26 protein-coding genes and 1 pseudogene are annotated in these 26,451 nt (G+C 68.7%); 15 read left to right on the top strand and 12 right to left on the bottom strand.

Annotated elements, in window-relative coordinates; translation table 11 throughout:
• Positions 1-16 precede the first annotated feature (16 nt).
• Positions 17-1,222: an MFS transporter gene (locus CKW34_RS18810; protein WP_157742112.1), complete on the bottom strand. Its 1,206-nt coding sequence runs from the start codon at positions 1,220-1,222 to the stop codon at positions 17-19.
• Between the two features lie 195 nt (positions 1,223-1,417).
• Here CKW34_RS18810 and CKW34_RS18805 point away from each other — a divergent pair.
• Positions 1,418-1,753 (top strand): annotated as a pseudogene (locus CKW34_RS18805) (alpha/beta hydrolase-fold protein); the annotation flags it as partial.
• A gap of 672 nt (positions 1,754-2,425) precedes the next feature.
• On the opposite strand, the gene CKW34_RS18800 reads toward CKW34_RS18805, so the two are convergent.
• Complete coding sequence (locus CKW34_RS18800; RefSeq protein WP_006553621.1) at positions 2,426-2,629, bottom strand: PspC domain-containing protein; 204 nt, start codon at positions 2,627-2,629, stop codon at positions 2,426-2,428.
• Between the two features lie 198 nt (positions 2,630-2,827).
• Between CKW34_RS18800 and CKW34_RS18795 the strand changes: the two genes are divergently transcribed.
• The gene (locus CKW34_RS18795) at positions 2,828-3,676 is read left to right on the top strand and encodes an NADPH-dependent oxidoreductase (RefSeq protein ID WP_059384305.1); all 849 of its coding nucleotides are present in this window, start codon (positions 2,828-2,830) and stop codon (positions 3,674-3,676) included.
• Positions 3,677-3,689: 13 nt separating this feature from the next.
• Here the strand turns inward: CKW34_RS18795 and CKW34_RS18790 are convergent, their stop codons facing one another.
• Positions 3,690-4,031: a hypothetical protein gene (locus tag CKW34_RS18790; RefSeq protein WP_059384304.1), complete on the bottom strand. Its 342-nt coding sequence runs from the start codon at positions 4,029-4,031 to the stop codon at positions 3,690-3,692.
• Between the two features lie 192 nt (positions 4,032-4,223).
• On the opposite strand from CKW34_RS18790, the gene CKW34_RS18785 reads away from it, so the two are divergent.
• Complete coding sequence (locus CKW34_RS18785) at positions 4,224-5,081, top strand: alpha/beta hydrolase family protein (protein WP_059384303.1); 858 nt, start codon at positions 4,224-4,226, stop codon at positions 5,079-5,081.
• Here the strand turns inward: CKW34_RS18785 and CKW34_RS18780 are convergent.
• From CKW34_RS18780 to CKW34_RS18765, 4 genes are read right to left on the bottom strand one after another with little or no spacing between them, the layout of a single operon-like run.
• Positions 5,067-6,896 (bottom strand): bifunctional sugar phosphate isomerase/epimerase/4-hydroxyphenylpyruvate dioxygenase family protein, encoded by a 1,830-nt coding sequence (locus CKW34_RS18780; protein ID WP_059384302.1) that lies wholly within the window; start codon positions 6,894-6,896, stop codon positions 5,067-5,069. The two genes, CKW34_RS18785 and CKW34_RS18780, sit on opposite strands and share 15 nt — an antisense overlap.
• Positions 6,896-7,762: a shikimate dehydrogenase gene (locus CKW34_RS18775; protein WP_059384301.1), complete on the bottom strand. Its 867-nt coding sequence runs from the start codon at positions 7,760-7,762 to the stop codon at positions 6,896-6,898. The genes CKW34_RS18780 and CKW34_RS18775 overlap by 1 nt, the downstream gene beginning before the upstream one ends.
• The gene (gene aroQ / locus CKW34_RS18770; RefSeq protein WP_059384300.1) at positions 7,759-8,229 is read right to left on the bottom strand and encodes a type II 3-dehydroquinate dehydratase; all 471 of its coding nucleotides are present in this window, start codon (positions 8,227-8,229) and stop codon (positions 7,759-7,761) included. The genes CKW34_RS18775 and aroQ overlap by 4 nt, the downstream gene beginning before the upstream one ends.
• Positions 8,226-9,584, bottom strand: coding sequence for an MFS transporter (locus CKW34_RS18765; RefSeq protein ID WP_059384299.1), 1,359 nt, complete (start codon positions 9,582-9,584; stop codon positions 8,226-8,228). Before CKW34_RS18765 ends, aroQ begins: the two co-directional genes overlap by 4 nt.
• 101 nt (positions 9,585-9,685) lie before the next feature.
• On the opposite strand from CKW34_RS18765, the gene CKW34_RS18760 reads away from it, so the two are divergent.
• Positions 9,686-10,690 carry a LacI family DNA-binding transcriptional regulator gene (locus CKW34_RS18760; protein ID WP_059384298.1) on the top strand — a complete coding sequence of 335 codons (1,005 nt, stop codon included), beginning with the start codon at positions 9,686-9,688 and terminating at the stop codon, positions 10,688-10,690.
• 52 nt (positions 10,691-10,742) lie between these two features.
• Here CKW34_RS18760 and CKW34_RS18755 read toward each other — a convergent pair whose 3' ends face one another.
• Positions 10,743-12,761 (bottom strand): prolyl oligopeptidase family serine peptidase, encoded by a 2,019-nt coding sequence (locus tag CKW34_RS18755; protein WP_059384297.1) that lies wholly within the window; start codon positions 12,759-12,761, stop codon positions 10,743-10,745.
• On the opposite strand from CKW34_RS18755, the gene CKW34_RS18750 reads away from it, so the two are divergent.
• Together CKW34_RS18750 and CKW34_RS18745 are read left to right on the top strand one after the other, a co-directional pair.
• Positions 12,760-14,109: a wax ester/triacylglycerol synthase domain-containing protein gene (locus CKW34_RS18750; RefSeq protein WP_080968415.1), complete on the top strand. Its 1,350-nt coding sequence runs from the start codon at positions 12,760-12,762 to the stop codon at positions 14,107-14,109. The genes CKW34_RS18755 and CKW34_RS18750 overlap by 2 nt on opposite strands.
• 30 nt (positions 14,110-14,139) lie before the next feature.
• A complete protein-coding gene (locus tag CKW34_RS18745; RefSeq protein ID WP_059384295.1) occupies positions 14,140-14,985 on the top strand; it encodes an SDR family oxidoreductase in 846 nt (281 codons plus the stop codon).
• A gap of 43 nt (positions 14,986-15,028) precedes the next feature.
• Here CKW34_RS18745 and CKW34_RS18740 read toward each other — a convergent pair whose 3' ends face one another.
• Positions 15,029-15,319 (bottom strand): hypothetical protein, encoded by a 291-nt coding sequence (locus tag CKW34_RS18740; protein ID WP_059384294.1) that lies wholly within the window; start codon positions 15,317-15,319, stop codon positions 15,029-15,031.
• Between the two features lie 181 nt (positions 15,320-15,500).
• On the opposite strand from CKW34_RS18740, the gene CKW34_RS18735 reads away from it, so the two are divergent.
• The 4 genes from CKW34_RS18735 to CKW34_RS18720 all read left to right on the top strand — a co-directional run bounded on the left by CKW34_RS18735 (position 15,501) and on the right by CKW34_RS18720 (position 19,124).
• Complete coding sequence (locus tag CKW34_RS18735) at positions 15,501-16,409, top strand: ABC transporter ATP-binding protein (RefSeq protein ID WP_059384293.1); 909 nt, start codon at positions 15,501-15,503, stop codon at positions 16,407-16,409.
• Positions 16,406-17,206, top strand: coding sequence for an ABC transporter permease (locus CKW34_RS18730; protein WP_095092050.1), 801 nt, complete (start codon positions 16,406-16,408; stop codon positions 17,204-17,206). Before CKW34_RS18735 ends, CKW34_RS18730 begins: the two co-directional genes overlap by 4 nt.
• Before the next feature lie 26 nt (positions 17,207-17,232).
• Positions 17,233-18,468 carry a sensor histidine kinase gene (locus tag CKW34_RS18725; protein ID WP_059384361.1) on the top strand — a complete coding sequence of 412 codons (1,236 nt, stop codon included), beginning with the start codon at positions 17,233-17,235 and terminating at the stop codon, positions 18,466-18,468.
• Between the two features lie 89 nt (positions 18,469-18,557).
• Complete coding sequence (locus CKW34_RS18720) at positions 18,558-19,124, top strand: LuxR C-terminal-related transcriptional regulator (protein WP_231921942.1); 567 nt, start codon at positions 18,558-18,560, stop codon at positions 19,122-19,124.
• On the opposite strand, the gene CKW34_RS18715 is transcribed toward CKW34_RS18720, so the two are convergent.
• Both CKW34_RS18715 and CKW34_RS18710 read right to left on the bottom strand, forming a co-directional pair.
• A complete protein-coding gene (locus CKW34_RS18715; protein WP_157742111.1) occupies positions 19,121-20,122 on the bottom strand; it encodes an IS481-like element ISRae1 family transposase in 1,002 nt (333 codons plus the stop codon). The genes CKW34_RS18720 and CKW34_RS18715 overlap by 4 nt on opposite strands.
• Positions 20,123-20,258: 136 nt before the next feature.
• Positions 20,259-20,972, bottom strand: a complete 714-nt coding sequence (locus tag CKW34_RS18710; protein ID WP_231921745.1) for a TetR/AcrR family transcriptional regulator — start codon at positions 20,970-20,972, stop codon at positions 20,259-20,261.
• 103 nt (positions 20,973-21,075) lie between these two features.
• On the opposite strand from CKW34_RS18710, the gene CKW34_RS18705 reads away from it, so the two are divergent.
• The 3 genes from CKW34_RS18705 (at position 21,076) to lpdA (ending at position 24,317) form a co-directional block, all read left to right on the top strand.
• Complete coding sequence (locus CKW34_RS18705) at positions 21,076-22,032, top strand: ABC transporter ATP-binding protein (protein WP_059384725.1); 957 nt, start codon at positions 21,076-21,078, stop codon at positions 22,030-22,032.
• Positions 22,029-22,850 carry an ABC transporter permease gene (locus CKW34_RS18700; RefSeq protein ID WP_059384715.1) on the top strand — a complete coding sequence of 274 codons (822 nt, stop codon included), beginning with the start codon at positions 22,029-22,031 and terminating at the stop codon, positions 22,848-22,850. Before CKW34_RS18705 ends, CKW34_RS18700 begins: the two co-directional genes overlap by 4 nt.
• A gap of 63 nt (positions 22,851-22,913) precedes the next feature.
• Complete coding sequence (gene lpdA / locus CKW34_RS18695; RefSeq protein ID WP_059384716.1) at positions 22,914-24,317, top strand: dihydrolipoyl dehydrogenase; 1,404 nt, start codon at positions 22,914-22,916, stop codon at positions 24,315-24,317.
• 74 nt (positions 24,318-24,391) lie between these two features.
• Here lpdA and CKW34_RS18690 read toward each other — a convergent pair whose 3' ends face one another.
• Positions 24,392-25,069: an ArsR family transcriptional regulator gene (locus CKW34_RS18690; RefSeq protein WP_228526005.1), complete on the bottom strand. Its 678-nt coding sequence runs from the start codon at positions 25,067-25,069 to the stop codon at positions 24,392-24,394.
• A gap of 179 nt (positions 25,070-25,248) precedes the next feature.
• Between CKW34_RS18690 and CKW34_RS18685 the strand changes: the two genes are divergently transcribed.
• Together CKW34_RS18685 and CKW34_RS18680 are read left to right on the top strand one after the other, a co-directional pair.
• Positions 25,249-26,061, top strand: a complete 813-nt coding sequence (locus tag CKW34_RS18685) for a class I SAM-dependent methyltransferase (protein ID WP_059384726.1) — start codon at positions 25,249-25,251, stop codon at positions 26,059-26,061.
• Positions 26,061-26,393, top strand: coding sequence for a cupin domain-containing protein (locus CKW34_RS18680; protein WP_059384718.1), 333 nt, complete (start codon positions 26,061-26,063; stop codon positions 26,391-26,393). The genes CKW34_RS18685 and CKW34_RS18680 overlap by 1 nt, the downstream gene beginning before the upstream one ends.
• Positions 26,394-26,451: the final 58 nt, after the last annotated feature.

Here is a 26,451-nt window from a genome sequence, read left to right as displayed (position 1 = left end):
TGCGCGGATGTGCCGTTCAGGCCTCCGCAGCCACGCCGACCGGTGCGGGGGAGGGGGTGACGCGCCACGGGCGGCACAGCAGCACGACCATCGCGACGATCTGGAAACCCGCTGCGCCGAGCATTGCGGCTCCACCACCGGCCCGGTCCACGAGGACGCCGCCGGCGAACACCCCGACGGCGAGGCCCAGCTCGACACCCGAGGTGAACACACCGAGCCCCGCCGCGCGGCTGTTCGGGTGGAGCCGGCCGGTGGTGAGCATCAGCAGTGCCGGATACAGGGGGGAGAACCCGCAGCCGAGCAGTGCGGCCCCGATCGCGGCGACTGGGAAGCTGCTCGCGAAGGCGAGGACGACGTAACCGGCGGTGGTGGCGGCCAGGGCCCCCGCCACCGTGACCTGCGGCCGCCACCGATCCACCCGGGTACCGAGGAGCAACCGGAAACCGACCACGCCGGCGGAGAAGACTGTGAAGACCGCCGCCGCACCGGTCGGGCCGGTGGACGGCACGCCGCGGTCGACGAGATGGAGGATGAGGAAGGACATCAGGATCGATTCACCGGTCCACGCGGCCGCGGCGATCGCGCTGGGGCGGGCGGTGGCGGCCACCACAGGTCCCCACTTCTGCGGGGTCCTGTCCACGACCGCGGTCCGGGGGCGACGCGGAGCGGCCGCGATGCACCCGAACGCCCCCGCCTGCATGGCGGCGCAGGCGAGCCAGACGGCGGTGAAGCCGTACTCGTGCAGCAGAGTCTGACCGATCTGGGGACCTGCCGCCAGGCCGATCCACACGCTGATGCCGAACATCCCCAGGGCGCGTCCCCGCGCATCCGCCCGTGCCGCGTCCACCACCCAGGCGGTGAGCGCGACGTTCAGCGCGATGGCACCGATCCCGAACAGCGCCCGCCCACCGACTACGTTCCACAGCCCGCCGGCCAGCAGAAGCACCCCCATCCCGAGGACTCCCAGTGCGGCGCCCGACATTCCCATCCGGCGGCGTCCGGCCCGATCGGTGATCCGCCCGAGAACGGGGTTGGCGATCACGGACAGGACCGACGCCGCGCCCACGACAATCCCCACCACGGTGGCGCTGTGACCGAGATCGTTCTGGATGTACTGAGGGAGGGCGGGGGCGACAGTGCCGGTCGTCGTGCACACGAGCGTCGACGCGGCGAACAGGAGCCAGAAACGGCGCCCCAAGAGACCTGGCGGAGTGATGGACATGGATCCTCGCTTGGATTCAATAATTGAGTAAATGGATCCAATTATAGGTGATGTGTCGGAATGTCCTGTCATGAGATCGAGTCGGGATGCGATGGAAGTTACGGAAGTGCCACATTGTCCGTTTTGATAGACGACCTGGTCTGCGCTGCTCTTGGAGGCGTGCTCGGACCGTCGAGAACAGTCGGGCAAGAACATCACGTCGTCACACCGCTCCTCGGCGGCTACAGCTACTACACCGATTGGCGCAACCGGGATCCCACGCTCGGCCGCAACATGCGGACGACCTTCCTGACGCACGAACTCCCGCCGATCATCGACACGGAGTTCGGACATCGGACGCAACGCCATTGCGGGCCTGTCGATGTCCGGGACATCGATGCTCGGCCTTGTTGCGGCGGCCCCTGAGCTGTACGAGGCGGTCGGGGCATACAGCGGATACGCCGGGACGAGCACGCCGCTGGGCAGTCCTACGTGCAGGCTGTCATGCGCGTCAAGGGCGGCGACCCCGAGAACATGTGGGGCCCGGTGGGAGGGTGATCTGCGCAACTCGTGGCCGCTTCTGTCGCAGGCGGTCGGACTGTAGCGGTCCCGGACAATCCACCGGAAATGCCCGATTCGATCCCGGTCGAATCGGGCATCTTCTTTCGGTCGTTATTCATCCGATGGATCGGTCGATTCGCCATAATCGGTCAGCGAACGGGATGAATCGGGTCGAACGGAAATATCGAGTTCAAACGGAAATAAATGGGTACGGACGTTCCGTTTTCCTTCCTTGACGCTGTGAGCTGGACATATGTGAGCTCGTCCCGGCTTCTCTGTGAGTGTGAATGTCATCACATCCGTTTTGCGTATTCTCGGGTCGCGCAGGCGCGGCGAGTGTGTTGAGAATTGATGCGAGCCCGACGGAATTCCGATCGAATTCCGGGTAGGTGAAAAGCAATCGGACGACACCCGTCCGGTATGTGATCGGACGAAGGAGATTCTCATGGACGTCATCGAACTCATCGGCTCCGCCCTCGAACTGCTCGGCGGCACCGAACTGCTCGGCACCCTGCTCGAGACCGGCAGTGCCGTCCTCGGCCTCGGCCAGCAGTAGTTCTTGCTGAGCTGAACATGCTGTGCCGCTGCCTCGCAGCGGAGCACGACACCCCCGACGGAGATCCGCCGGGGGTGTCGTCGTCTCGGCCGACCCCGTGATCCTTCTCAGTTCTCGGGGATCAGCATCCACAGGGCGAGGTAGAGCAACACGGCGGTGCCGCCCGTGACGAAGGCCGCGAGGACTGCGCCTGCACGCACGAGATTGAGGTCGACGTTGAAGTACTCGGCCAGTCCGGCGCACACACCACCGAGCATGCGCTGGGACGAGGAACGGGTGAAGGGACGGGGAGCCTGGTTCTCGAAGTTCATGCATTCATCCTGTCGCCGTGACGGTCCCGGCACATCCGGGAACGGCCCGGATCTTCACCCTGATCTTCGTCTCGGGGTCGACCGGACGAGCCGGCCCGGACGCCGCTGAAATCATGCTGAGGGCAATGCTCGGCGGCCGGGACGCGAGGAGGCAGACTCGACCGTCGGTACTGCCGATCAGAAGGAGATCTCCCCGCCATGACCGACGTCGTCCTCGACGAACAGCTCGCCGCACTGCGCCGCAGGTACGGCACCCGCGCCGCTGAGCAGGTGGCCGGCCGTGGTGGTTCCGGCGCGTGGAACGACGTCATCGCTCTTCAACTGGCGCATCGCTCCGTGCGGAAGTTCCTTCCCGAGGCCGTCTCCGAGAACGATCTGCGCGCAATCGTGGCCGCGGCTTCCTCCGCCGCGAGCTCGAGCAACCTGCAGTTGTGGAGCGTCGTGGCCGTCACCGACCGCGACCGGCTCGCCCGGATCGCGACTCTCGCCGGCAATCAGCCGGCGGTGCGTGACGCTCCGCTCCTGCTCGTGTGGGTGGCCGACCTCGCCCGCGCGGCGCGGGTCGCCGAGCAGCACGACAAGGACCTCGTCAACGTCGACTACGTGGAGTCGGCCCTGCTCGGTGTGGTCGATGCCGCGCTCGCCGCGCAGAACGCGGTGCTCGCTGCGGAATCACTCGGTCTCGGCACCGTCTACATCGGAGCGATCCGCAATCATCCGCGTGACGTGGCCGCAGAACTGGCTCTGCCCGACCACAGTTTCGCTGTGGTCGGGCTGGTGGTGGGCCGTCCCGATCCCGAGGTGGAGGCGGAGGTCAAGCCGCGGTTGGGTCAGGATGTGGTGCTGCATCGCGAGCAGTACTCGACCGAGGAGCGGGATGTCGGCCTCGCCGCCTACGAGGAGGAGATCGCCGGCTTCTACCGCGATCAGGGTCTGGCGGAGAGCTGGGTCGAACGTGTACTCGGGCGCTTCGCGTCGCCCGGTGCGCTCGGGAGCAGGGAGAAGATGCGAGAAGCCCTGCGGGAGCGCGGTTTCGGTCTGGACTGACCGTCAGGACTCGTCAGCGGCACACGACCGTCAGGCCGACTCCGCGCCACACCTGACGTTCGACACGGTCGAACTCGTTGTCGTCACTGTCGTATTCGTACTCGACCTCGGTCCGGTATCCCCGGTCGCGCTGAGCGGTCACGGTGCAGTCGCCGCCGGCGGAACCGGACCGGTTGACGATCGAGTACGGCACACCCTCCGCGGTGAGCACGCCGACCGCGGCCTGCTCGCTCATGCCCACGACACCGGGCGCGGATTGTGCTGCGGCAGTTCCTGTTCCGAGAAACACTGCGGCGGTGCCGAGCGACAGGACGGCGGCGGTCGCGAGACGGGAGCGGGTGGCAAGGGTACGCATGGGTTCCTCCGAAAGGGTGCTGGACCGGACATTTCGATCGTCCGCCGCGACCCGGCCCGAGCACATCCGGGCACGACCCCCATCCCGACCCTGAATTCCGGACTCGGGGTAGCGATGAAATTCGGAGGGCGGTGAAGTTCGGGGGCGGGGAAACCGGCACCCGCCGCGTCCGGATCGGCCTAGTCTGGGCCGGTGGAGACCGTACCGATCCAGCTTCCCGGGGGCACCACGGCCCCGGTGCGCCTCTTCGCGGGACCCGACCACGAACACGAGACACGCCGCGACGCTTCCCGCGCCGTCGTGGTGATCGTGCCAGGGCTCGGCATCCCGGCCGGTTACTACGAGCCGTTCGCGCAGGCGATCACCGACCACGGATTCGACGCGGCGATCTGTGAACTGGCCGGGCAGGGCGACAGCCGTCCGAGACCCGGGCCCGAGAGCACCTACGGCTATCACGAGATCGTCGCGACGCATTTCCCCGCCGTCTTCGAGGTGGTGCGGGAGCGTTTCCCCGATTCGACGCCGTACCTGCTCGGCCACTCCATGGGCGGGCAACTCGGGGTGCTCTACGCCGCGCGCATCCGCGGACGCCTCGGCGGGCTGATCCTCGTCGCCTCGGGCACGCCCTATTACCGCCACCACGGTGGTATCCGCGGACCGGGGCTGTGGCTCGGGGCGACGGCGATGTCGCTGACCGCCGCGGTTGCCGGTTTCTGGCCCGGCGACCGCATCGACGTCGCCGGATTCGGCCGGCAGTCGCGCGTGCTGATCTCCGACTGGGCGCGACTGGCCCGCACCGGCCGGTTCGAACCGGCCGGTGCGGACATCGACTACGAGGAACGGATCGGGCGTCTCACGCTGCCCGTCCTGTCGATCACGATCGAAGGCGACGACCTCACCCCGATCGAGTCGGCGCAGCACCTGCTCGAGAAGCTGCCCGCCGCCGAGGTCGCCCGGTGGCACAACCCGCGGGCACTGGGCCACAACGGATGGATCCGCGACAACGACGACACCGTCGCGAAGATCGTGACCTGGCTACGCGACCGCTGATCCCGCGCGGGCGGCCGCGGCGAGCCGGACGTGGGCGTTGGGGGAGCCGTATCCGGTGTAACCGCCGCGCCGTTCGAGGAGCTCGACCTGGAAGCCACCCTGCACCGGGAGCGAGTACGCGTGCAGGAATTCGCCACCGTCGTCGTTGCGGTCGTAGAGCAACCCGTTGTCCTGCAGGACGACGAGCAGGTCCGGGTCGAGCACGAACCGCGCATCGAGATCGGCATAGTAGTTCGCGGGCGGCCGGAGGAACTCCACCCCGCGCGCACGTGCGTGCCGCACCGAGTCGACGACGTCGGCCGTGGCGAAGGCCAGCTGGGTCACGCCGTGCGGCTGTGGCGCAGCACCGGTATCGGAGACGTTCAGCGCGACCCGCAGGTCGCCCTTCTCCGCGCGCAGAGCGCGGATGCGCAGGCGGCCCTGCGGCTGGATGTACTCCTCCGGGTCCTCCGGCCGCAGTCCGAACAGGGTGCGGAAGAACGACAGCTCCTGGTTCAGGTCGTCCGCCGCGACCGTCACGTCGACGTGGTCGAGACCGAGCCATCCCTCGTCGACAGGTGAGGTGCCCGCGCCGTCGTCGGACACGAAGTCGTTGTGCCAGTCGTCGGTCTGTCCCGCCTCGGCACTGACGAAGACGTGCAGACCGGAGGGGGAGGTGATGCCCGGCAGGCCCGCCTCGCCCTCTCCGCGGGTGCGGTCGACCGCGGGCCACAGCAGGCTCGCGGCGCGTTCGGCCACCGCCGCGACATCGGGGGCGACGAGACCCAACGCGGTCGCGGCGGGGCCCGGCGCGGGCTCTTCGTTGAGGACGACGTTCGCGCCGCCGTTGCGCCACCACACGACGGGCTTGCTGCGGTGCCGGCCGGCGATGTGGAATCCGAGTCCGGTGAGCAGCGCCGGGTACTCGGTGCGGTCGGGGTCGGCGAGTTCGACGAACGCCGCGTCGGTCCGCGCCGGAAGCGGCGGCGCGACCGTCACCTTCTCACGTGCGGGGCCGGTGACCCGCGCACCGAGCCGATCCTCGAGGAACAGCAGCGACCGCATCGCGTCGCGCGCGGTCACATGCGGATCCGCTTCGCGCACCACGTCGCTGAAGACCTCGAGCGAGAGCGGCCCGTCGTAGCCGGCGTCGAGCACGGCCGCGACCACCCCGGAGACGTCGAGCATGCCCTGCCCTGGGAAGCACCGGAAGTGACGGCTCCACTCGAGGACGTTCATGTCGAGAACCGGCGCGTCGGCGACCTGCAGGAAACCGATGCGCTCACCGGGGATGCCGGCCAGGGCGCGTCCGTCGTCGCCGCGCGCGAGCATGTGGAAAGTGTCCACGGCCAGCGTCACCGCAGGGTGGTCGGCGCGTTCGACGAGGCTCCACGCCTGCCCGACCCGATTGACGTGACGTCCCCAGGCGAGGGCCTCGTAGGCGAAGGTGACCCCGTGCGAGGCGGCGAGATCGCCGACGGTGCGCAACTGTTCGGCGGACAGCTCCGGATCGTCGATCGCCGTCGGCAGCGCGTTCGAGCACGCCAGGAAGGTCGTCGCGCCGAGCTCGTTCATCACCTCGAGCTTGCGGCGGACGCGGTGTAGGACGTCGGGGAACCGCCGCGGGTCGACACCCTCGATGTCGCGGATCGGCTGGAACAGGTCGATCGACAGACCGAGATCGGCGCAGCGCCGGGCCACCTCGGCGGGTGACAGCGGCGATGCGATCAGGTCGTTGTCGAAGATCTCGATCCCGTCGAATCCTGCAGCGGCGATCGCGTCGAGTTTGTCGGCGAGAACACCGGAGAGCGAGACGGTGGCGATTCCGCGGCGCATCAGCTGGTCAGCTCCTCGAAGTGTCGGACCATTCGTTCGGCGTCGGGTTCGACGCCCGTGAAGTACTCGAATGCGCCCACGGCCTGGAAGACGGCCATGCCACCACCGGGCACCACCCGGCAGCCGCGGGAACGGGCGAGGTGGATCAGTTCGGTCTCGAGCGGGAAGTACACGACGTCGGAGACCCACAGGTCCTCGCGGACGAGTTCGGCGGGGACAGGCAGCCCGGGGTGTCCGGTCATGCCCGTCGGGGTCGCGTTGACCAGACCCTGAGCCGAGGCCAGAGCCCCGGCGAGGTCGGTGGTCGCGCGCACCCGGTCGTCGCCGAAACGCTTGGCCAGGCGGGTCGCGCAGGCCTGCGCCTTCTCGACGTCGACATCGACGATGGACACGTGCGCGGAGCCCTGTTCGAGCAGCGCGTACCCGACGGCCGAACCGGCGCCACCGGCCCCGACCAGCACGGCGCGGTCGGAGACGGCCTCGGGCAGCCGACGGCGGAACGCGCGTCCCCAGCCGGACCAGTCGGTGTTGCGGCCGATCGCGCGGCCGTCCCGGAACACCACGGTGTTGACCGCCCCGAGATCGTGGGCGTCGTCGGACAACTCGTCGAGCAGGGGGATCACGACCTGCTTGAAGGGGTGCGTGATGTTGAGCCCGTCGAAACCGAAACGCTGTGCCCAGTCGAGCATCTCGGCCAGGTTCTCGGCGCCGTAGCCGAGGCGCTCGGCGTCGACGAGGCGGTAGGTCAGGTTCAGTCCCGAGGCGAAACCCTCGCGTTCCTGCATGGCCGGGGTGAGCGAACCGCCGATCCCGGCGCCGAACAGGCCCAGCAGGAAGGACGTACGTGCGGGCGCTGCGGTGGTCATCGGGAGCTTTCCTTCTTCTCGGTGTCGAGTGCGAGCGCGGCCAGGTGACGGACGGCGAAGTCGTATCCGTCGGGGCCGCATCCGGCGATCACGGCCTTCGCGACGGGAGCGACGAACGAGCGGTGCCGGAACTCCTCGCGGGCGTGGACGTTGGTCAGGTGCACTTCCACGATCGGTGCCGCGACGGTCACCAGCGCGTCGTGCAGTGCGACCGAGGTGTGCGTGTAGGCCGCGGCGTTGACCACGAAACCGGCCGCCGATTCGCGGAGTTCGTGGACGGCATCGATGAGTGCGCCCTCGTGGTTGCTCTGCCGGAAGTCGATGTCGAAGCCCAGGTCGTCGGCGGTTCGACGGCACGACTTCTCGACGTCCGCCAACGTGGCGGTGCCGTAGAGATGGGGTTCGCGCGTGCCGAGCAGGTCGAGATTGGGCCCGTTGAGGACGGCGATCGTCGGGCGGGCACTCACGATGCGGCTCCGGCAGGGACCTGTGCGTTATTCCGGTCGTGGGGGAGCAGGCCGACCTCGCGGGTGGGGACCTTGTGGGTTCCGGACGGTCCGGTGGCCACCGCGATCAGCGAGATGACGACGGCGCCGACGCAGAACAGGGCCACGCGATACCAGTTGTCGGCGTTGCCGTCCATGAGCGACCCGGCGATGGCCGGGGTGAAGCCGGCGAGCGCGAAACCGAACTGGGTACCGATCGCCATGCCCGACAGGCGGACGCTGGTGGGGAAGTACTCGGCGTAGGTGGCGGGCCACACGGCGTTCGGCATGCTGTAGATCACGCCGGCGAGCAGGATGCCGGTGACGAGTACGAGCGGCACGTCGCCCCGCGAGATCGACCACAGGAAGGCCGTCACCATGACGGCGCTGCCGATCAGGCCGGTGACGAAGACCGGCTTGCGGCCGATGCGGTCGGACAGCATGGCCCACATGGGGATGGTGCCGACGGCGATGATGTTGGCGACGATCGCCAGCCACAGCATCGTGGTGTCGCTGATGCCGATGCCGTACTCGTCGGCGGTGGCGAAGTTGAGGGCGAACACCTGGAATGCGGTGTTGACCATGGCGATGAAGGCCGCGAAGAAGACGCGCAGGACACCGGTCCAGTGGTGGCGGAAGAGGACGGCCAGCGGTGCCTTGGGCGCCTCGTCGTGCGCCTTCTCGGCGTGGAACTCGGGGGTCTCGTCGAGGCTGCGGCGGATGAGGAAGCCGATCAGCACGATCACGGCGCTGATCCAGAACGGCACGCGCCAGCCCCACGACTGCAGTTGCTCCTCGGAGAGCAGGGCGATCACCGGCAGGAACATCAGCGGTGCGAGCACCTGCCCGCCCTGCGTGCCGCTCAGCGTCCAGCTGGTGAAGAAACCGCGCTTGTCGTCGGGGGCGTGTTCGAACGACATCGAGTTCGCGCCGGCCTGCTCACCAGCGGCCGACAGGCCCTGGAGGAGTCTCAAGGTGACCAGCAGGATCGGCGCGAGCATGCCGACCTGCCCGTAGGTCGGCAGGCAGCCGATGAGGAAGGTCGAGACACCCATGAGCAGCAGCGTGCCCACGAGGATCAGCTTGCGGCCGAAACGGTCGCCGATGTGGCCCATCAGGACGGAACCGAAGGGACGCGCGACGTAGGCGACGCCGAAGGTGGCGAGCGACGCGACGGTCGCGACCGCCTGGTTGCCCTCGGGGAAGAAGATCTTCGGGAAGACGAGCGCAGCGGCGGTGCCGTAGATCGCCAGGTCGTAGTACTCCAGTGCGCTGCCGCTCCACGCGGCGAGCGCCGCCTTGCGGGGCGTGCGCTGCACCGTGGTGTTCTCAGTCATCGGATGCCTCGGGGGGTGGGTCTTCAGTATCGGATACACGGACGTTATGGGTGTGGCGCAGCCCACGGCAATCGTTTGCCATTTTTTGCCATACTGTCCGTATGTCGGCCTCTCCGCGTTCCCGGAAACGCGCCACCATCACCGATGTGGCCCGCGAGGCAGGGGTGGCGGCGTCCACGGTCTCGCGCACGTTCACCAACCCCGGCCGCGTCAACGCCGCCACCCGCGACCACGTCCTCGAGGTCGCCGACCGGCTCGGCTACGCCCCCAACCCCGCGGCCCGAGCCCTCGAATCGGGACGCACCAACACCTTGGCGCTGCTCGTCCCCGACATCACGAACCCCTTCTTCTCGGGCGTGATCAAAGGGGCCGAACGCGCCGCCGTCGCCTCCGGCCGGACCCTCGTCCTCGCCGACACCCAGGAGAGCGCGGCCACCGAAGCGCACATCATCCGGCGGTTGGGGCCGGCCGTCGACGGCTTCGTCCTGGCGGCCGCCCGCATGCCCGACGACGAACTGCGGCGCATCGCCGACCTCGACGCCGTCACTCTCGTGAATCGCGCGATCCGCGGAATCTCCTGCGTCGTCGCCGATTACGAGGCCGGCACGCGGCAGATCGTCGACCACCTCGCGTCGCTCGGGCACCGCTCGTTGTTGTTCCTCGGCGGTCCGCCCGAGTCGTGGTCGGGAGCACGGCGCTGGGCCGGTCTGCAGGCCGCGGCGCAGGCCCACGACATCGCGGTGCGTCGCTTCGGCCCCTACTCACCGACGCTCGGTGGCGGTGCCGCCGCAGCCGACGCCGCCGTGGCCGCCGGTGCCACCGCGGTGGTGTGCCACAACGACATGCTCGCCATCGGGGTGCTGCGCCGGATGCGGGAACGCGGGGTGTCCGTGCCGGAGCACGTGAGCGTGGTCGGGTTCGACAACATCTTCGGCTCCGACCTGTGCCAGCCGTCGCTCACGACGCTCGCCGAACGCACCGAGGACGCCGGGGCGCGCGCCATCGAGATGCTCGCCCGACAGGCCTACGAGCGGGTCGTGGTGGCCGACGAACTCGTGCTCCCGACGCAGCTCGTCGTCCGCGAGTCCACCGGACCGGCGAGATGAGGGAGGTCGTGTGCGTGTTCATTGTCGAAAACGCACACAACCTCCCCGAAGTTCACCGGTTCGTGAGCTTGTCGGCCAGGAAGGTGAACGTGAGAGCAGACTTGAACGCCGCCTGCGCGTTGTCGGCCGCGCCGCCGTGGCCGCCCTCGATGTTCTCGTAGTACCAGACCTCGTGACCCTGCTCCTCGAGTCGCGCCACCATCTTCCGCGCATGGCCGGGATGCACCCGGTCGTCGCGCGTCGACGTGGTGACGAGGATCGGCGGGTAGTCGGCATCCGGATCGGTGTTCTGGTACGGCGAGTACTTCGACAGGAACTCCCACTCCGCGGGGTTGTCGGGATCGCCGTACTCGGCCATCCACGACGCACCGGCGAGCAGCAGGTGGTAGCGCTTCATGTCGAGCAGCGGCACCTGGCACACGATCGCCCCGAACAGTTCGGGACAGCGGGTGAGCATCACGCCCATGAGCAGACCGCCGTTGCTGCCGCCCTGGGCGCCGAGCTGCTCGGCCGTCGTGATCCCGCGCGCGACGAGATCCTTCGCGACCGCGGCGAAGTCCTCGAAGACCTTGTGCCGGTTCTCCTTCAGGGCCTGAGTGTGCCAGGTGGGCCCGTACTCGCCGCCACCGCGGATGTTGGCGATGACGTAGGTGTAACCCTTCTCGAGCCACGCCCGCCCGACGCCGCCGCTGTAGGCCGGCACCATCGAGTTCTCGAATCCGCCGTATCCGTACAGCAGTGTGGGCGAAGGGGTTCCGGTGTTGCTACCCACCACGAAGTAGGGCACCTGCGTGCCGTCGTCGGACGTCGCGAAGAACTGCTCGACGGTGATGCCCTCGGCGTCGAAGAACGACGGGGCCTGCTTGATCGCCTCAACCGGACCGCCGACCGTCCCCGACAGCAGGGTCGCGGGGATCGTGAAACCACTCGAGTTGAGGAAGAAGTCGTCGCCGTTGAGCGGATCGACGTCGATGATCGAGGTCGACGTGGCATCGGGGACGCCGGGCAGCTCCTCGTCCGACCAGCCGTCCTCGCCCGGCGTGAGTACCCGCACGCGGGTCTGCACATCGCGCAGTGTGACGACGAGCAGATGGTTCTGCGTCCACGCGTACTGCTCGAGCGAGGTGTGGTCGTCGGGACCGAACAGCACCGTCACCTCGCGCGACCCGGCGAGGAAGGCCGGATAGTTCGCGGCCAGCAGGGTGCCGGCGGGATGACCGAGCCATTCGGAGCGGGTGCGCACGAGCAGGTGGTCGCGGTACACGCTCACCCGCGCGTCGTCGGGAACGTCGAGTTCGACGAGTTCGCCGTCCGCGGTGAGTTCGAAACGCTGCGCCCGGTAGAAGTCGATCGCGCGGTCGACGAAGCTGCGTTCGTAACCGGGGGTGTTGTCGTACCAGGCGGAGACGGCGACATCGGTGCGCTCACCTTCGAAGACCGTCTCGGCCTCCTCGATAGGGGTGCCGCGCCGCCACTTCTTCGCGAGTCGCGGATAACCCGAGTCGGTGAGCGAGCCGTCGCCGAAATCGCTTCCCACGTAGACGGTGTCGGCGTCGATCCACCCGATGTCCGTCTTCGCCTCGGACAGTTCGAAACTGTCCGGGCCAGAGACGAATCGCCGCTCGACGAGGTCGAACTCGCGGATCACGCTCGCGTCGGCACCACCGCGCGACAGGCTGATGAGCGCACGGGTCTGGTCGGGCCGCAGCACCTGGGCGCCCGACCACACCCAGTTCTCGCCCTCCTCCTCGGCGACGGCGTCGAGGTCGACGAGGACGTCCCATTCGGGTTCGTCGCGCAGGTACTGCTCCATCGTCGTGCGACGCCACAGGCCGCGCACGTGCTCGGCGTCCCGCCAGTAGTTGTAGAGGTACTCGCCCCGCCGACGCGCATAGGGGATGCGGGCGTCGGTGTCGAGGATCTCGCGGATGCGGGATTCGAGGTCGGTGAAGCTCTCGGTGCGGGTGTACTCCTCGACCGTTCGGTCGTTCCGGGCACGCACCCAGTCGAGTTGTTCCTCGCCGGTGACGTCCTCGAGCCACAGGTACGGATCGGTCGTGTCGTCGCTCATGACCCATTCATACCCGCCCCGCACGTGCCACGGGCGGCAGGCAGACTGTGACCTCGTGCAGATGCATCCGTCGGACGCGCGCCGGGAATGGCTCGGCGACCGCATCCCGGGCGACCTGTTCGCCCTCTACTGTTTCGACGCCCCCGCGGCTCCGGTCGCCGACGTGCTCGACGAGCTGCGCTCGCGTGCGGAGGTGATGGGGGAGCTGCAGGTACGGATGGTCGAGGTGCCCGCGGGTCTCGACTATCCCTATTGGGCAGCGCACACCCCTGCAGCGCACACGTCTGCAGAGGACCGGTTCGTCGTCCACGGATCCGGTAGCTACGGCGACCTGCTCGACACGCTGTCCGGACTCGTCGCGACCCGCGTCGACGTCACCGTCTCGCCGTGGCGACTGCACGTCTTCCCGCATGTCACGGGTGCTCCGCGCGGGAACGGTCCCGCCCTCCTCGTCGTCCTGCAGATGTCGCACGCCTTCGCCGACGGGGTGCGCACCTCCGCGCTCGCCCGCGACCTGCTGGCGGGCACCGCGACACCCACCACACCGCCGCGTGCCCCCTCGCCGGCCGGGATGCTCACACGTGCCGTCCTGCGGCTGCCGTTCTCGATTCCGCGGGTGATCGCCGACGGACGGCGGGCGGTGGAGGCGGCGCGACAGCTCGCCGACCCGTCGGTGCCGCAACCCACCCCGGGGAGGCCGCTGGTCGCCGTGAACACCGCACCCGGGCCGCGGCGGACGGTCCGCACACTCGTGTTCGACTCCGCCGACCTGCGCAGCGTCGGCACGGTTACCGTCGGCGCGCTCACGGCCATCGGCGCCGCCCTGTCGCAGTTCCTCGGCGTCGACGAACTGTCCGCCGAGGTGCCGGTTGCGGTGGCGCCGGGCACGGCCCGCAACAGCTACCGCAACGTCGGCGTCGACCTGCACTGCGCGATCCGCGACCCGCACGAACGTGCCGCAGCGATCGCCGCCGACCTGGCGTTGCAACGGATCCGTGCGCGGCACCCCGCCATGGCGATCCGGGCCCGCACCGACGACCACGTCCCCGCACCGTTGCTGCGGTTCGGTACCGACCGACTCGACCTGTCCGTCGTCCCACCCACCGTCACGGGCAACACCGTCGTGTCGAGCGTCCACCGAGGGCCGGCCGACCTGGAACTCGGTGGCGGACGGGTGCGGTTCACCTCCGGCTTCCCGGGCCTGTCGCCCGTGCAGGCGCTCACCCACGGCGTGCACGGGATCGGCGACACCGTTACCCTGTCGGTGACGACCTCCCCGGATGTCCTCGACGCGGCAGGTCTCGCTCGGTACGTCGCCCTGCTGCACGAGGCGGTCGCCTCGCTGTAACGTGCCCCGAATCCAACGATGGAGGGGCACATGGCGGTATATGCGGTGACGGGTGCCGCGTCGGGAATGGGCCGGGCGAGCGCGGAGCGGTTGCGGGCCGCCGGGCACACGGTGATCGGCATCGATCTGAAGGACACCGAGGTCACGGCGGACCTGTCCACCTTGGAAGGCCGCTCCCACGCGATCCGGGCGACGCTCGAGCTGGCGGGCAGCCGTCTCGACGGTGCCGTGCTCGCCGCGGGCCTGGGCCCCACCCCGGGCAAGGAGAAGCTCATCGCGCAGGTCAACGTGCGGGGCGTGATCGACCTGCTCGTCGATTGGCGACCGGCTCTGGCCGCCTCCGCGAACAGCAAGGTCGTGGTGTTCGGGTCGAATTCGACGACCACGACGCCCGGCGTGCCGAACTCGGCGGTGAAGGCATTCCTCGCCGGCGACATGGACAAGGGCGTCGCGCGCACCACGCGCATCCCGCAGGCAGGCCCGCCGTTCACCTACGCGGCATCGAAGATCGCCGTGACCCGATGGGCGCGCCGCGCCGCGGTCACCCCCGAATGGGCGGGTGCCGGCATCCGCCTCAACGTCCTCGCACCGGGAGCGATCTCCACCCCGCTGCTCGACGCGCAGCTCGAGAGCCCGCTCAAGAAGGCGGTCGAGAGCTTCCCCGTTCCGCTCGGGGGCTTCGGGAAGCCCGACGAGATCGCGCAGTGGGTCGAGTTCATGCTGTCCTCGGCCGCGGACTTCATGACGGGCAGCGTCGTGGTGGTCGACGGCGGCACCGAGGCGTACTTCCGCCCCGACGACTGGCCGGTGCGGGTCCCGTTCCGGTCGATCCCGGGCTACCTGCTCGGCATGCGGAGGTTCGGGCGCCGGAAGTGACGTGAGGGTCCGCGCCGGGGCGGACCCTCACCGGCCCGTCACATCAGGCGAAGTAGTCGCCGAAGCCGTAGATCGCGTCGAACGCACTGGTGGGCAACACGTCCACCGCGTTCACGCGGTACGACGGGTACGAGGTCTGCATCAGGTCGCGCACGAACCGCAGCGCGTGGATCGCATCGACGGCGTCGACGGTGATGACGAGCTGGGCGCGGCCGTTGTCGCTGCGTCCCACCGCCCCGTGGTGCGGGACGATCGGTTCGATGAGCTCGACGGTCTCGTCGTCGGTCAGGCGATCGAGGTCGGCGTCGATTTCGATCATCGCGTTGTATTCCATGTGGGTTCTCCCGTGTCGAACACCCGAGCGGCCTCGCGCCGCGCGGGTTGATCTCGACGGGGAACACGCACGGCGACATCATGCCCGACCCGGATGACCCTCGCCATCATCCGATCGGGGGACATCCGATCGAGACGGACGGACGATGTGCGGGACCGGAACTCCGCGCGACGCTCGATGCATGCCGATCGTCGAAGTGAGCAATCTGCACAAGTCGTACGGAGGTCGCGCCGTCGTGGACGGCGTGAGCTTCGAGATCCACGAAGGTGAGATCTTCGGGATCCTCGGTCCGAACGGGGCCGGGAAGACGACCTCCGTCGAACACATCTCGGGTCTGCGAAAACCCGACGAGGGCACCGTCCGCGTCGCCGGCCTCGACCCGGTCCGCGACCACCGGGCCGTCACCGAACTGCTCGGCACGCAGTTGCAGCAAAGCGAGCTGCAGCCGAAACTGACCGTGCGCGAGGCCCTCCGGTTGTACACGGCCTTCTACGCCCGACCCGCGGACGGCGATGTGCTCGCCGAACGCCTCGGGCTCGGCCGCATGCTCGACACCCGGTTCACGAAACTGTCCGGGGGCCAGAAACAGCGGTTGTTCATCGCACTGGCACTCATCGGTTCACCGCGCGTCGTCGTCCTCGACGAACTCACCACCGGACTCGACCCGCGTGGGCGCCGTGACACCTGGGAACTGATCGAGGAGGTGCGTGATTCCGGCGTCACCGTCCTGCTCGTCACCCACTTCATGGAAGAGGCACAACGCCTCTGCGACCGTGTCGCGGTCTTCGATTCCGGGCGCATCCGTGCGCTGGGGACGCCGGCCCAGCTGATCGGGCAGTCGTCCGCAGCGATCGTGGTCTCGTTCCACCCGTCCGGTCCGCTCGACCCCGCGCTCCTCGAAGCCCAGCCCGGCGTCGTCTCCGTGCACACCGCCCGGGAACGGGTGGCCGTCGAAGGCAGCGAGGAGTCGATCCACGCGGTACTCGGCCTGTTGGCACGCCTCGGCGTCACGGCCGAACGCCTCCGCATCGCCGAAGCGACCCTCGACGACGCCTACCTCGATCTCACCGACGCCAGGAGCACGTCATGACCGACCCGACCGTCCGCACCAGGCTCGTCGAGACGTCGACGACGGGCACCCCGGCGATGTCCGCATCGACCGCCGTTCTGCGTACCGAGGCACGACTGTTCACGCGGGAACCCGGGGCGCTCTTCTGGATCCTCGTCTTCCCCACGTTGTTGCTCGTGATCCTCGGCATGATTCCCGGTTTCCGGGAACCGGATCCGGACCTCGGTGGTCTGCGGGTGATCGATCTGTACGTCCCCGTGGCGATCCTCCTCGCGATGATCGTGGCCGGTGTCCAGACGATGCCCGCGGTGTTGTCGTCGTACCGAGAACGGGGCATCCTCCGCAGGCTCGCCGTGACCCCGGCGAGTCCGTCGCACCTGCTGACCGCACAGATCGTGGTGCACGCGATCGCGGTCCTGGCGTCGGTGGTCCTCGCACTGATCGTCGGTCGGGCGGCCTTCGGAGTCGCCTTCCCCGCCCAGCCGTGGGGATACGCACTCGCGGTACTCGTCACTCTCGCTGCGGCACTGAGCGCGGGAGCGACACTGGCTGCGGTGGCACCGTCCGTGCGGATCGCCCAGACGCTGGGCACGATCGTGTTCTTCCCGTTGATGTTCAGTGCAGGCGTATGGCTTCCGGTGCAGGCGATGCCCGAGCTGCTGCGACGGATCGTGGAGCTGACACCCTTCGGTGCCGCAGCGCAACTGCTCGACGAGACCGCCGCGGGCGGCCTGCCGAACCTCGGTGGCATCGCGGTCGTGGTGGGTTGGACCGTCGTCCTGACCGGCGTGGCGATCCGGTGGTTCCGTTGGCAGTGACCGCGTCGACCGTCATCCTGGAAGCCATGACGGCACCGACGACCACCGACGATCCGTGGCTTCGGACCTACAGATGGGCGCCGGTGGGGATGCTCGCCACCGGCACCGTCCTGTCCGTCGGCACCGCGACGTTGTTGATGAGTCCCGCCGAGCGGTACACGGCAGCGGTGCTCACCGCGGTGGCGGTGGGTCTGGAACTGTGGCGCGGTCGCCGCCGCCGGTCGATGCCGGAGGGCGACGCGGTCTACTACCTGCTCCGGTCTGCCCTGGCGTTCGTCCTGAGTTGGCTCAACCCGTTCTTCGCGATCTACGCGGCCTCCGGCTACTTCGATGCCCACGCGATGCTGCCGGATCGCTGGATCCGGTTCGGGCTGCTCGTCACCGCTGTGACGGTGGCGGGTTCGCAGGCGGGTGGTCTGCCGCCGGAGGACACGACGATGTGGATCGCGTTCGGGCTCCTCGTCGTGCTCAACGCTTCGATCTCCATGCTGATGATGAGGCTCGCCGAACGCGACGAGCAGCGAAGTCTCGAACGGCTCGCTGCGATCACCGAACTCGAACGCACCAACGTCCGACTCGAGAACGCGCTGTCCGAGAACCAGGCCCTGCACGCGCAGCTGCTGGTGCACGCCCGGGAAGCGGGGATCGACGACGAGCGCCGCCGGCTCGCCGCCGAGATCCACGACACCCTCGCCCAGGGCCTGGCCGGGATCGTCACGCAGTTGCAGGCGGCGCAGGACACCGCCGATCCGGAGGCGGCGCGGCGCCACGTCGAGAGGGCCACGGACCTTGCGCGACGCAGCCTCGGCGATGCCCGCCGCTCGGTGCGCAATCTCGCTCCCGAGGCACTCGAGCACCGCACGCTCGACGACGCGCTGGCCCACGAGGTGGAGAGATGGTCGGCCGAAAACGGGATCCGGGCCGATCTCACGGTCACGGGCACCACCGAACCGTTGCACGACGACATCGGAGTGACGTTGTTCCGCATCACCCAGGAGGCCCTCGCGAACGTCGCCAAGCATTCCTCCGCACACCGTGCCGGTGTCACGGTGTCCTACATGGACGACGAAGTGAGTGTGGACATCCGGGACGACGGATGCGGTTTCGATCCGTGCGCGACACCGGGCGACGGATTCGGGTTGCGGGGCATGCAGTCCCGTGCCGACCGGATCGCCGGCGTCGTGGACGTCGAGTCCGAACCGGGTGTGGGGACCGCGGTCTCGGTGCGGGTGCCGCTGATCAGGGCCGGGAGGACGTCGTGACCGACGGGGAGGATGTCGTGACCGACGCGGACGAGATCACCGTGCTGATCGTCGACGACCACCCCGTCGTGCGGGACGGCCTGCGCGGAATGTTCGCCGCATCCCCGGAATTCGACGTGGTCGGGGAGGCCGCCTCCGGTCCGGAGGCCGTGACCCTCACGCTCGAACTCGATCCCGACGTGGTGCTCATGGACCTGCGGATGCCGGGAGGCGGGGGAGTGCAGGCGATCACCGAACTCGTCGCGCGAGGTGCGCGTAGTCGCGTCCTGGTGCTGACGACCTACGACACGGACGCCGACACCGTGCCTGCGATCGAGGCCGGCGCGACCGGCTACCTGCTCAAGGACGCTCTGCGGGACGACCTGTTCGCCGGGGTGCGGGCTGCGGCGGAGGGACGGACCGTCTTGTCGCCGGTGGTCGCGTCGCGGTTGATGAACCACATGCGGACACCCACCGCCCCGCAGGCGCTCAGCGCCCGGGAGCGTGAGGTGCTGGCGCTCGTCGCGAAGGGCACCTCGAACCGGGCCATCGCCCAGGAACTGTTCGTCAGCGAGGCGACCGTGAAGACCCACCTGACCCACGTCTTCGCGAAGCTCGAGGTGAAGGACAGGGCAGCGGCGGTCGCAGCCGCCTACGACCGGGGGATCCTGGGTTAGCTGTATGAGGCCATGACGTTGGTGACACCGGTCCGGAGTTTGCTCGCGGGCGGCCGATTACCGACGGCAGTATGCGGACGATGATAGTTGTAGTGCACATTCCACACCTGTAGCGCCTGGGCGCGTTGCCGTTCGCTGACCCAGACGCGGGCGTAGAGGAACTCCTCGGCCAGAATCCGGTTGTAGCGCTCGACCTTCCCGTTGTGACGAGGGGTGTACGGGGTGATCCGTTGATGCCGGCCACCGTGGAGCACTTTCGCGAAGTCCTTCGCCCGGTAGCAGGACCCGTTGTCGGTGACCACCCGGTGGATGTGCACGATGCCGTGGGCGGCGAAGAACACTCTCGCCCGGTGCATGAACCCGATTGCCGTGGCGGCTTTCTCGTCGGCCAGGGCCTCGGTGTAGGCGAGGCGGGAGAACCCGTCGACCGCCGAGTGCAGGTAGACGTAGCCGGCGCGGGCACCGGCGGTCTTGGCGCGCTCGACTTTCTTGGCCTGATCCGAGCCCTTGCCGTGGACCCGCCAGCCACCGCCGTCGGGGATTCGGCCGACTTTTTTGATGTCGACGTGCACCATGTGGCCGGGCCAGCGGGCGATGATCCGGCGTGGCTGGCGGTTGTTCTCGCCGTTCGGATCGAGGAACCTGCGCCGGTTCAAGCCGAGGTGAGCGAGGTGCCGGCTGACGGTGCGTACCGAGATGCTGATGCCGTCGGCGGCGAGCTCGTGTGCGATACGAGCCGCGGACCACTTGTGCTTCCGTCGCAGGGTCTCGATCCGCGCCACGGTCTCGGCCGGGGTCGCGGTGGGGTGGTGGTGCGGGACGCTGGGGCGGTCGAGCAGGCCGAGTTCACCGTGTTCGCGGTAGCGGGCCATCCATTTGCTGGCGCAGGCCCGGGAGATCCCCATCTCGGCGGCGACATGGGACAGCGGACGAGTCTGGCACCGCTCGACGAGACGGCGGCGACCTTCGACGGACAGTGGGGCGTTACGGTGGAGCACGGACGGGTTCTTTCGTTCGGCGGATGAGTTGGTGGTACTTCCCATCCTGCCGTCGGAAGGCCCGTCCGCCTTCGTCAGCCCCTGGTGGTGTCTACAACGTCATGACCCGCAACAGTTAGCCGAACGCCGCGCGCCGTCAGCGAGTCGGCGCGATGCCGAACAGGAGCGCGTCGATGCCGGCGCGGAACGCACGGTCGTTCGCATCGGTACCGCTGCCGCCGTCGGGATCGGCGGCGTCCCCTGCGGGCCCCCCGGAGGACGCGCCGGTCATCAGGGCGGTGAGGTGCGGGTAGTCGCCGTGCTCGAGCATCGCGGCGATGTGCGCGGCTCCGCCGCCGGCCGCCCCTGCCGACATCCCGGCGGCCTCCTGCGCGGCGAAGTTGGTGACCCACCCCGACAGGAGGGCGACTCCGGTCATCGTCGCGGTCGGGTCGAGTCCGGCGGGGGCGAGGGCGCCGACGAGGTGGTCGAGATACCGCATCGAGTTCGGGCCGAGCGTCGATGCGGTGACCTGGCTCAGCCAGGGGTGCCGGCGGTGGATCGCGCGGGACTGTTCGGCGATGTCGAGTACGTCGGCGCGCACGTCGCCGGTCAGTGGAGCGAAGCGGTATTCGGCGCCGGCTCGGTCGACCATGAGGTCCACGAGATCGGTCTTGCCCGAGACGTAGCGGTAGAGCGACGCGGGGGCGGTACCGAGGGTGTCGGCGAGCCTGCGCATGGACAGGGCGCGGATGCCGTCCTCGTCGGCGATCCGCACGCACGCGTCCGCGAGCTGGTCGAGCGTGTAGGCCGGTCGCGGACCGGGACGCCCGGTGTCGGACCGCAGCCAGATCGAGTCGGAGACCGTCATGCAGGACAGCATGCCTCCTCGAACGGGTTGCGAACGATGTTCGCAGATGAGTACCCTCGAACTGCGAACGTTGTTCCCAGTCGAGAGGCGGATCGTGACCGAGATGGCACTCGAGGCGGAAGGCCTCACCCGGACGTTCGGTGATCGCACCGTCGTCGACGACGTCCAGCTGCGCGTCCCGCCGGGACGCGTCCATGCGCTCCTCGGTCCGAACGGATCGGGGAAGACCACCACCGTGCGGATGCTCGCCACCCTGCTGCGGCCCACGGCCGGTCGTGCCCGCGTACGCGGCTTCGACGTGGTGCGCGATGCGGCCCGCGTGAAGCGCTGCATCGGCTTCGTCGGCCAGTACCACGCGGTGGATCTGCGGCTGACCGGTGTCGAGAACCTGACGATCGTCGCTCGCCTGCACGGTCTGGCCGGTCGCGCCGCCCACGCCCGCGCGGTCGAACTGCTCGACCGCTTCGGTCTGGCCGACGCTGCGAACCGGCAGGCGAGCACCTACTCCGGCGGCATGCGCCGGCGGCTGGATCTGCTCGGCGGGATGCTCGTGCGACCCGACGTGCTCTTCCTCGACGAACCGACCACCGGTCTCGATCCGAGCAGTCGCAACGAGATCTACGGGATGGTCGGCGAACTGGTCGCCGAGGGCACCGCGGTCCTGCTCACCACGCAGTATCTCGACGAGGCCGACCGGCTTGCCGACGACATCACCATCCTCGACGCGGGCCGGACGATCGCGACCGGCACTCCCGCCGAGATCAAGGAGGCGGTCGGCTCCGGACTCGACCTCGTCCTGCCCGGTGCCGCCCACGTCGACGAGGCCGTCGCCGTCATCGGCGCATTCGGCCTGCGCCACACCGGCGTCCGGACGCCGGGGGCGAACGACTCGGTCCGGCTGTCGTTCACGACCGAGGCCCACTCGGTGCCGTTGCTGCCGGTGCTGCGCGCCCTCGGCGAGGCAGGTGTCCCCGTCGACGACATCGGCCGACGCCGCGTGGGTCTCGACGAGGCGTTCCTGACCCTGACCGGACGTGAGCGAATCGAGGAGTCCGCATGACCACCATCCACGAGTCCGGCCACGGCAGTTCTGCCCTCACCGGCACCCGGACGTTGCTGCACCGCGTCCTGCTGACCTACCGGCATTCGCCGGCCCTGCTGTTCGTCACCCTCACCGCACCGTTGGGCATGATGCTGCTCTTCGGATTCGTCTTCGCCGGCGCCCTGTCCGGTGGCGAGGGCGCCACCTACCGCGCGTATCTGATGCCGGGCGTACTCGTCCTCGTGGCGGCCATGGGCCTCGCGACCACCGCCGCCACCGCCAACGCCGACATGCGCAGCGGACTGTCGGATCGCTTCCGGACCCTGCCCACCTCCCCGGTGGCCGCACCCGCCGGCCTTGTCTTCGCCGAGACCCTGACGTGTGCGGTCACGCTGGCGCCGATGGTCGGCATCGGATATCTTGTCGGCTGGCGGATCGAGGCGGACGCCGGGGAGATCGCCCTCGCCGTGCTGGTGCTGCTGTTGTTCCGGTTCGCCCTCTCGTGGGTGGGTGTGTGGCTCGGCGTCTCGATCCGGGACGAGCAGGTCCTGCAGCAGTGCGCACCGATGATCTTCGGCGCGATCATGTTCTCGAACATCTTCGTGCCCACCGACACGATGCCGGTGGTGGTCCGGCAGATCGCGGAGTGGAATCCCGTCAGTGCCGTCGTGGGTGCGCTGCGTGAGCTGCTCTCGGCGTCCGCGCCGGTACCCGCGGATGTGGCGTGGCCGCTGCACCATCCGGTGTGGTCGGCGTTCGGCTGGTGCGTCGTGCTGCTCGTCGTGACGGTCCCGCTCGCGGTGCGCCGATACACGGCCGATCACCGGATCCGGTAGCTACCGGCCGGTAACCGGACCATCGGCAGACACCGGAATCGGGCGGGACTACCCTGTATATCCGTGACCTCACACTATGACGTCGTTGTCCTCGGAGCCGGTCCCGGTGGGTACGTCGCTGCTATCCGCGCGGCACAGCTGGGACTGAGCACCGCCATCATCGAGCAGAAGTACTGGGGTGGTGTCTGCCTGAACGTCGGCTGCATCCCCTCGAAGGCACTTCTCCGCAACGCCGAGCTGGCACATCTCTTCAACAAAGAGGCCAAGACCTTCGGCATCTCGGGAGACGTGTCCTTCGACTTCGGTGCCGCCTACGACCGCAGCCGCAAGGTCGCGGACGGGCGCACCAAGGGCGTGCACTTCCTCATGAAGAAGAACAAGATCACCGAATACGACGGTAAGGGCTCGTTCGTCGACGCCAAGACCATCGAGGTGGCCCTCACCAAGGGCGGCACCGAACAGGTGACCTTCGACAACGTCATCATCGCGACCGGTTCCGTCACGAAGCTGCTGCCGGGCACCGAGCTCAGCGACAATGTCGTCACCTACGAGGAGCAGATCCTCACCCGCGACCTCCCCGAGTCCATCGTCATCGTCGGTGCCGGCGCCATCGGCATGGAGTTCGGCTACGTCCTGAAGAACTACGGGGTCGACGTCACCATCGTCGAGTTCCTCGACCGCGCACTGCCCAACGAGGACGCCGACGTCTCCAAGGAGATCGCCAAGGCGTACAAGAAGCTCGGCATCACCATCAAGACCGGTGCCGCCGTGCAGAAGATCTCGGACGACGGCTCGAAGGTGACCGTCGAGATCAAGGACAACAAGTCCGGCAACGTCGAGACCGTCACGGTCGACAAGGTGCTGCAGTCGGTCGGCTTCGCGCCGCGCGTCGAGGGCTACGGCCTCGAGAACACCGGCGTCGAGCTCACCGACCGCGGTGCCATCGCGATCGACGAGCGCATGCGCACCAACGTCAAGGGCATCTACGCCATCGGCGACGTCACCGCGAAGCTGCAGCTCGCGCACGTCGCGGAGGCACAGGCCGTGGTCGCGGCCGAGACCATCGGCGGTGCCGAGACCCTCGAGCTCGGCGACTACCGCATGATGCCGCGCGCGACCTTCTGCCAGCCGCAGGTCGCCTCCTTCGGTCTCACCGAGGAGCAGGCGAAGGCCGAGGGCTACGACGTGAAGGTCGCGACCTTCCCGTTCACCGCCAACGGCAAGGCACACGGTCTGGGTGATCCCAACGGCTTCGTCAAGCTCATCGCCGACAAGACCCACGGTGAGCTCATCGGCGGTCACCTCATCGGCCCCGACGTCTCGGAGCTGCTGCCCGAGCTGACCCTGGCCCAGAAGTGGGACCTCACGGTCAACGAGCTCGCGCGCAACGTCCACACGCACCCGACGCTCAGCGAGGCGCTGCAGGAGGCCATCCACGGTCTCGCGGGACACATGATCAACTTCTGAGGATGCGGGGCCGACCCGAGGCCCCGCGTTCACCCTTCTTCCGTGTGGGCGGATCCCCGCTCGGATGTACCGGCTCAGCCCGTGACGACTCGACCGTCGTCGCGGGCTGACGTCGTTCCGCCCTTCTCCGGGCGCAGCACCAGCTGCACGAGACAGTTGCCGTCCTGCGGGTCGGGCCGGACGTCGACGGCGTAGCGGCTGCGCAGCAGGTCGGCGTGGTCGTCGAGGACGCGCTGGATCAATCCGCGCTGGATGCCGCGCACCACTTCGGGATTCGTGCGGGCGATCTCCGCGAGCGGGCACGTGCACAACGTGAGGCTGTGGGTGCCGAAGGCGTTCGTCGCGGTCTGTGTCTCGAAACCCAACTGCTGCAGGGCGTCGATGACGAGCGTGCCGGCGTCGACGGTCGGTGCGGGTGCGAGGGCGAGCATGCCCGCCCAGTCCGAGCCCACCTCGAACGCCTTGTCCTCGCGCTCGGTGGGGGTGCCCCCGAGCCGCGCGGCGAGCAGCGCGACGAGATCGGTGTAGGACGGTTCCTTCACCGCGACGTAGCCGAGGCGCGGGCGCCCGACCCGCTCGGCCGGAAGCTGCTGTGTACGCACGAGACCTTCGTCCTCGAGGCCCGCGAGATGGAAGCGGACGGTCGTGACGTGCAGGGCGAGCGCGGCGGCGAGGTGATGGGCGTCGACCGGGCCCGAGGACTCCCGCAGCAGTCCGAGAATCCGCTCGCGTTGCTTCACCCGCCGTGCCAAGTCCGCTCTCCCGTCGCGCCCGGGGTGCCCCTTAGGTGAGGGTCACCTTATTAAAAGGAAGAAAATCCTCTATAGTCGGCGTCATGGAGGCGACGACCGGCTCACCGTCCACGTTACGACCGGTCCGGAAGGCCTCGGAACTGTGGCTACCCTTGGCCTCGCGAGAAAGAGTGCAGAACATGACGAATGAGCGCGCATCGGAAGACGCTCTGCCCCTTGCGGGTAGGGACACCGCCCACCTGCCGGGGCACTGGCTGCTCGCCCGCCTGGGCAAGCGTGTGCTGCGGCCCGGCGGCAAGGAACTGACGGCACGCGTGCTCGCCGACGCGCGGTTGCGCGGCGCGGACGTCGTCGAGTTCGCGCCCGGCCTCGGCCGGACGGCACAGGAGATCCTCGCGTACTCGCCCGGCAGCTACACCGGCGTCGAATCCGACGAGACGGCAGCCGAACTGACGCGCAAGGCCATCGCCGGTGGCGGCAGGGTGGTCAGCGGCGAGGCGTCGAAGACCGGACTCGACGACGAGGTCGCCGACGTCGTGGTCGGCGAGGCGATGCTCACCATGCAGACCGACAGGCACAAGGCGGAGATCGTGCAGGAGGCCCGCCGGGTGCTCCGCGCCGGCGGCCGGTACGCCATCCACGAACTCGCGATAGAACCCGACGAGGTCGACGACGAGGTCAAGACCGAGATCCGCAAGTCGCTCGCGCGCTCGATCAAGGTCAACGCCCGCCCGCTCACCGCGGAGGAATGGCGGACCCTGTTCGAGGAGAACGGATTCGAGGTCGAGAAGGTCGGCTTCGCGCCCATGGCGCTGCTCGAACCCAGGCGCATCCTCGCCGACGAGGGCCTGCCCGGCACCCTGAAGTTCGTCCGCAACGTCCTCCGCGACTCCGACGCCCGCAGCCGGGTGCTCCAGATGCGGTCGACGTTCACGAAGTACAAGAAGCATCTGGTCGCGATCGAGATCGTCGCCACGAAGAAGGAAGCGTGATGAGTACACAGCAGGTCGAGGGCAGGCTCACCCGTATCGAGGGTCTCGCGGAGCTCAACGCGGGTGAGGGGAGCGGGCCGCGCATCGAGAAGCTCGCGGCGGTCACCGGCGCCACCGTCGTGCGGCTGTCCTTCACCGCCGGGCAGACGATGGACGACCACAAGGCCGGCGCTCCGATTCTCGTGCAGACCGTCACCGGGGACATCTCGTTCAGCACCGCCGACGAGACCGTGTCGCTCGTGCCGGGCACCGCCGTCCACGTCGACGCCGGCATCGTGCACCGCCTCGTCGCGAACGCCGATTCCGTGGTGCAGCTGACGATCCTGCGCTGAGCTGTCACCGATCCCACATCGGCAAGGAATTCGCACGTGCGGCGTGTATGCCCGCGTA

The organism is Rhodococcus rhodochrous (assembly GCF_900187265.1).
Classification (GTDB): Bacteria; Actinomycetota; Actinomycetes; order Mycobacteriales; family Mycobacteriaceae; genus Rhodococcus; species Rhodococcus rhodochrous.
The sequence above is the reverse complement of the archived record's forward strand: the minus strand, read 5'-3'. Positions and strand labels throughout refer to the sequence as shown.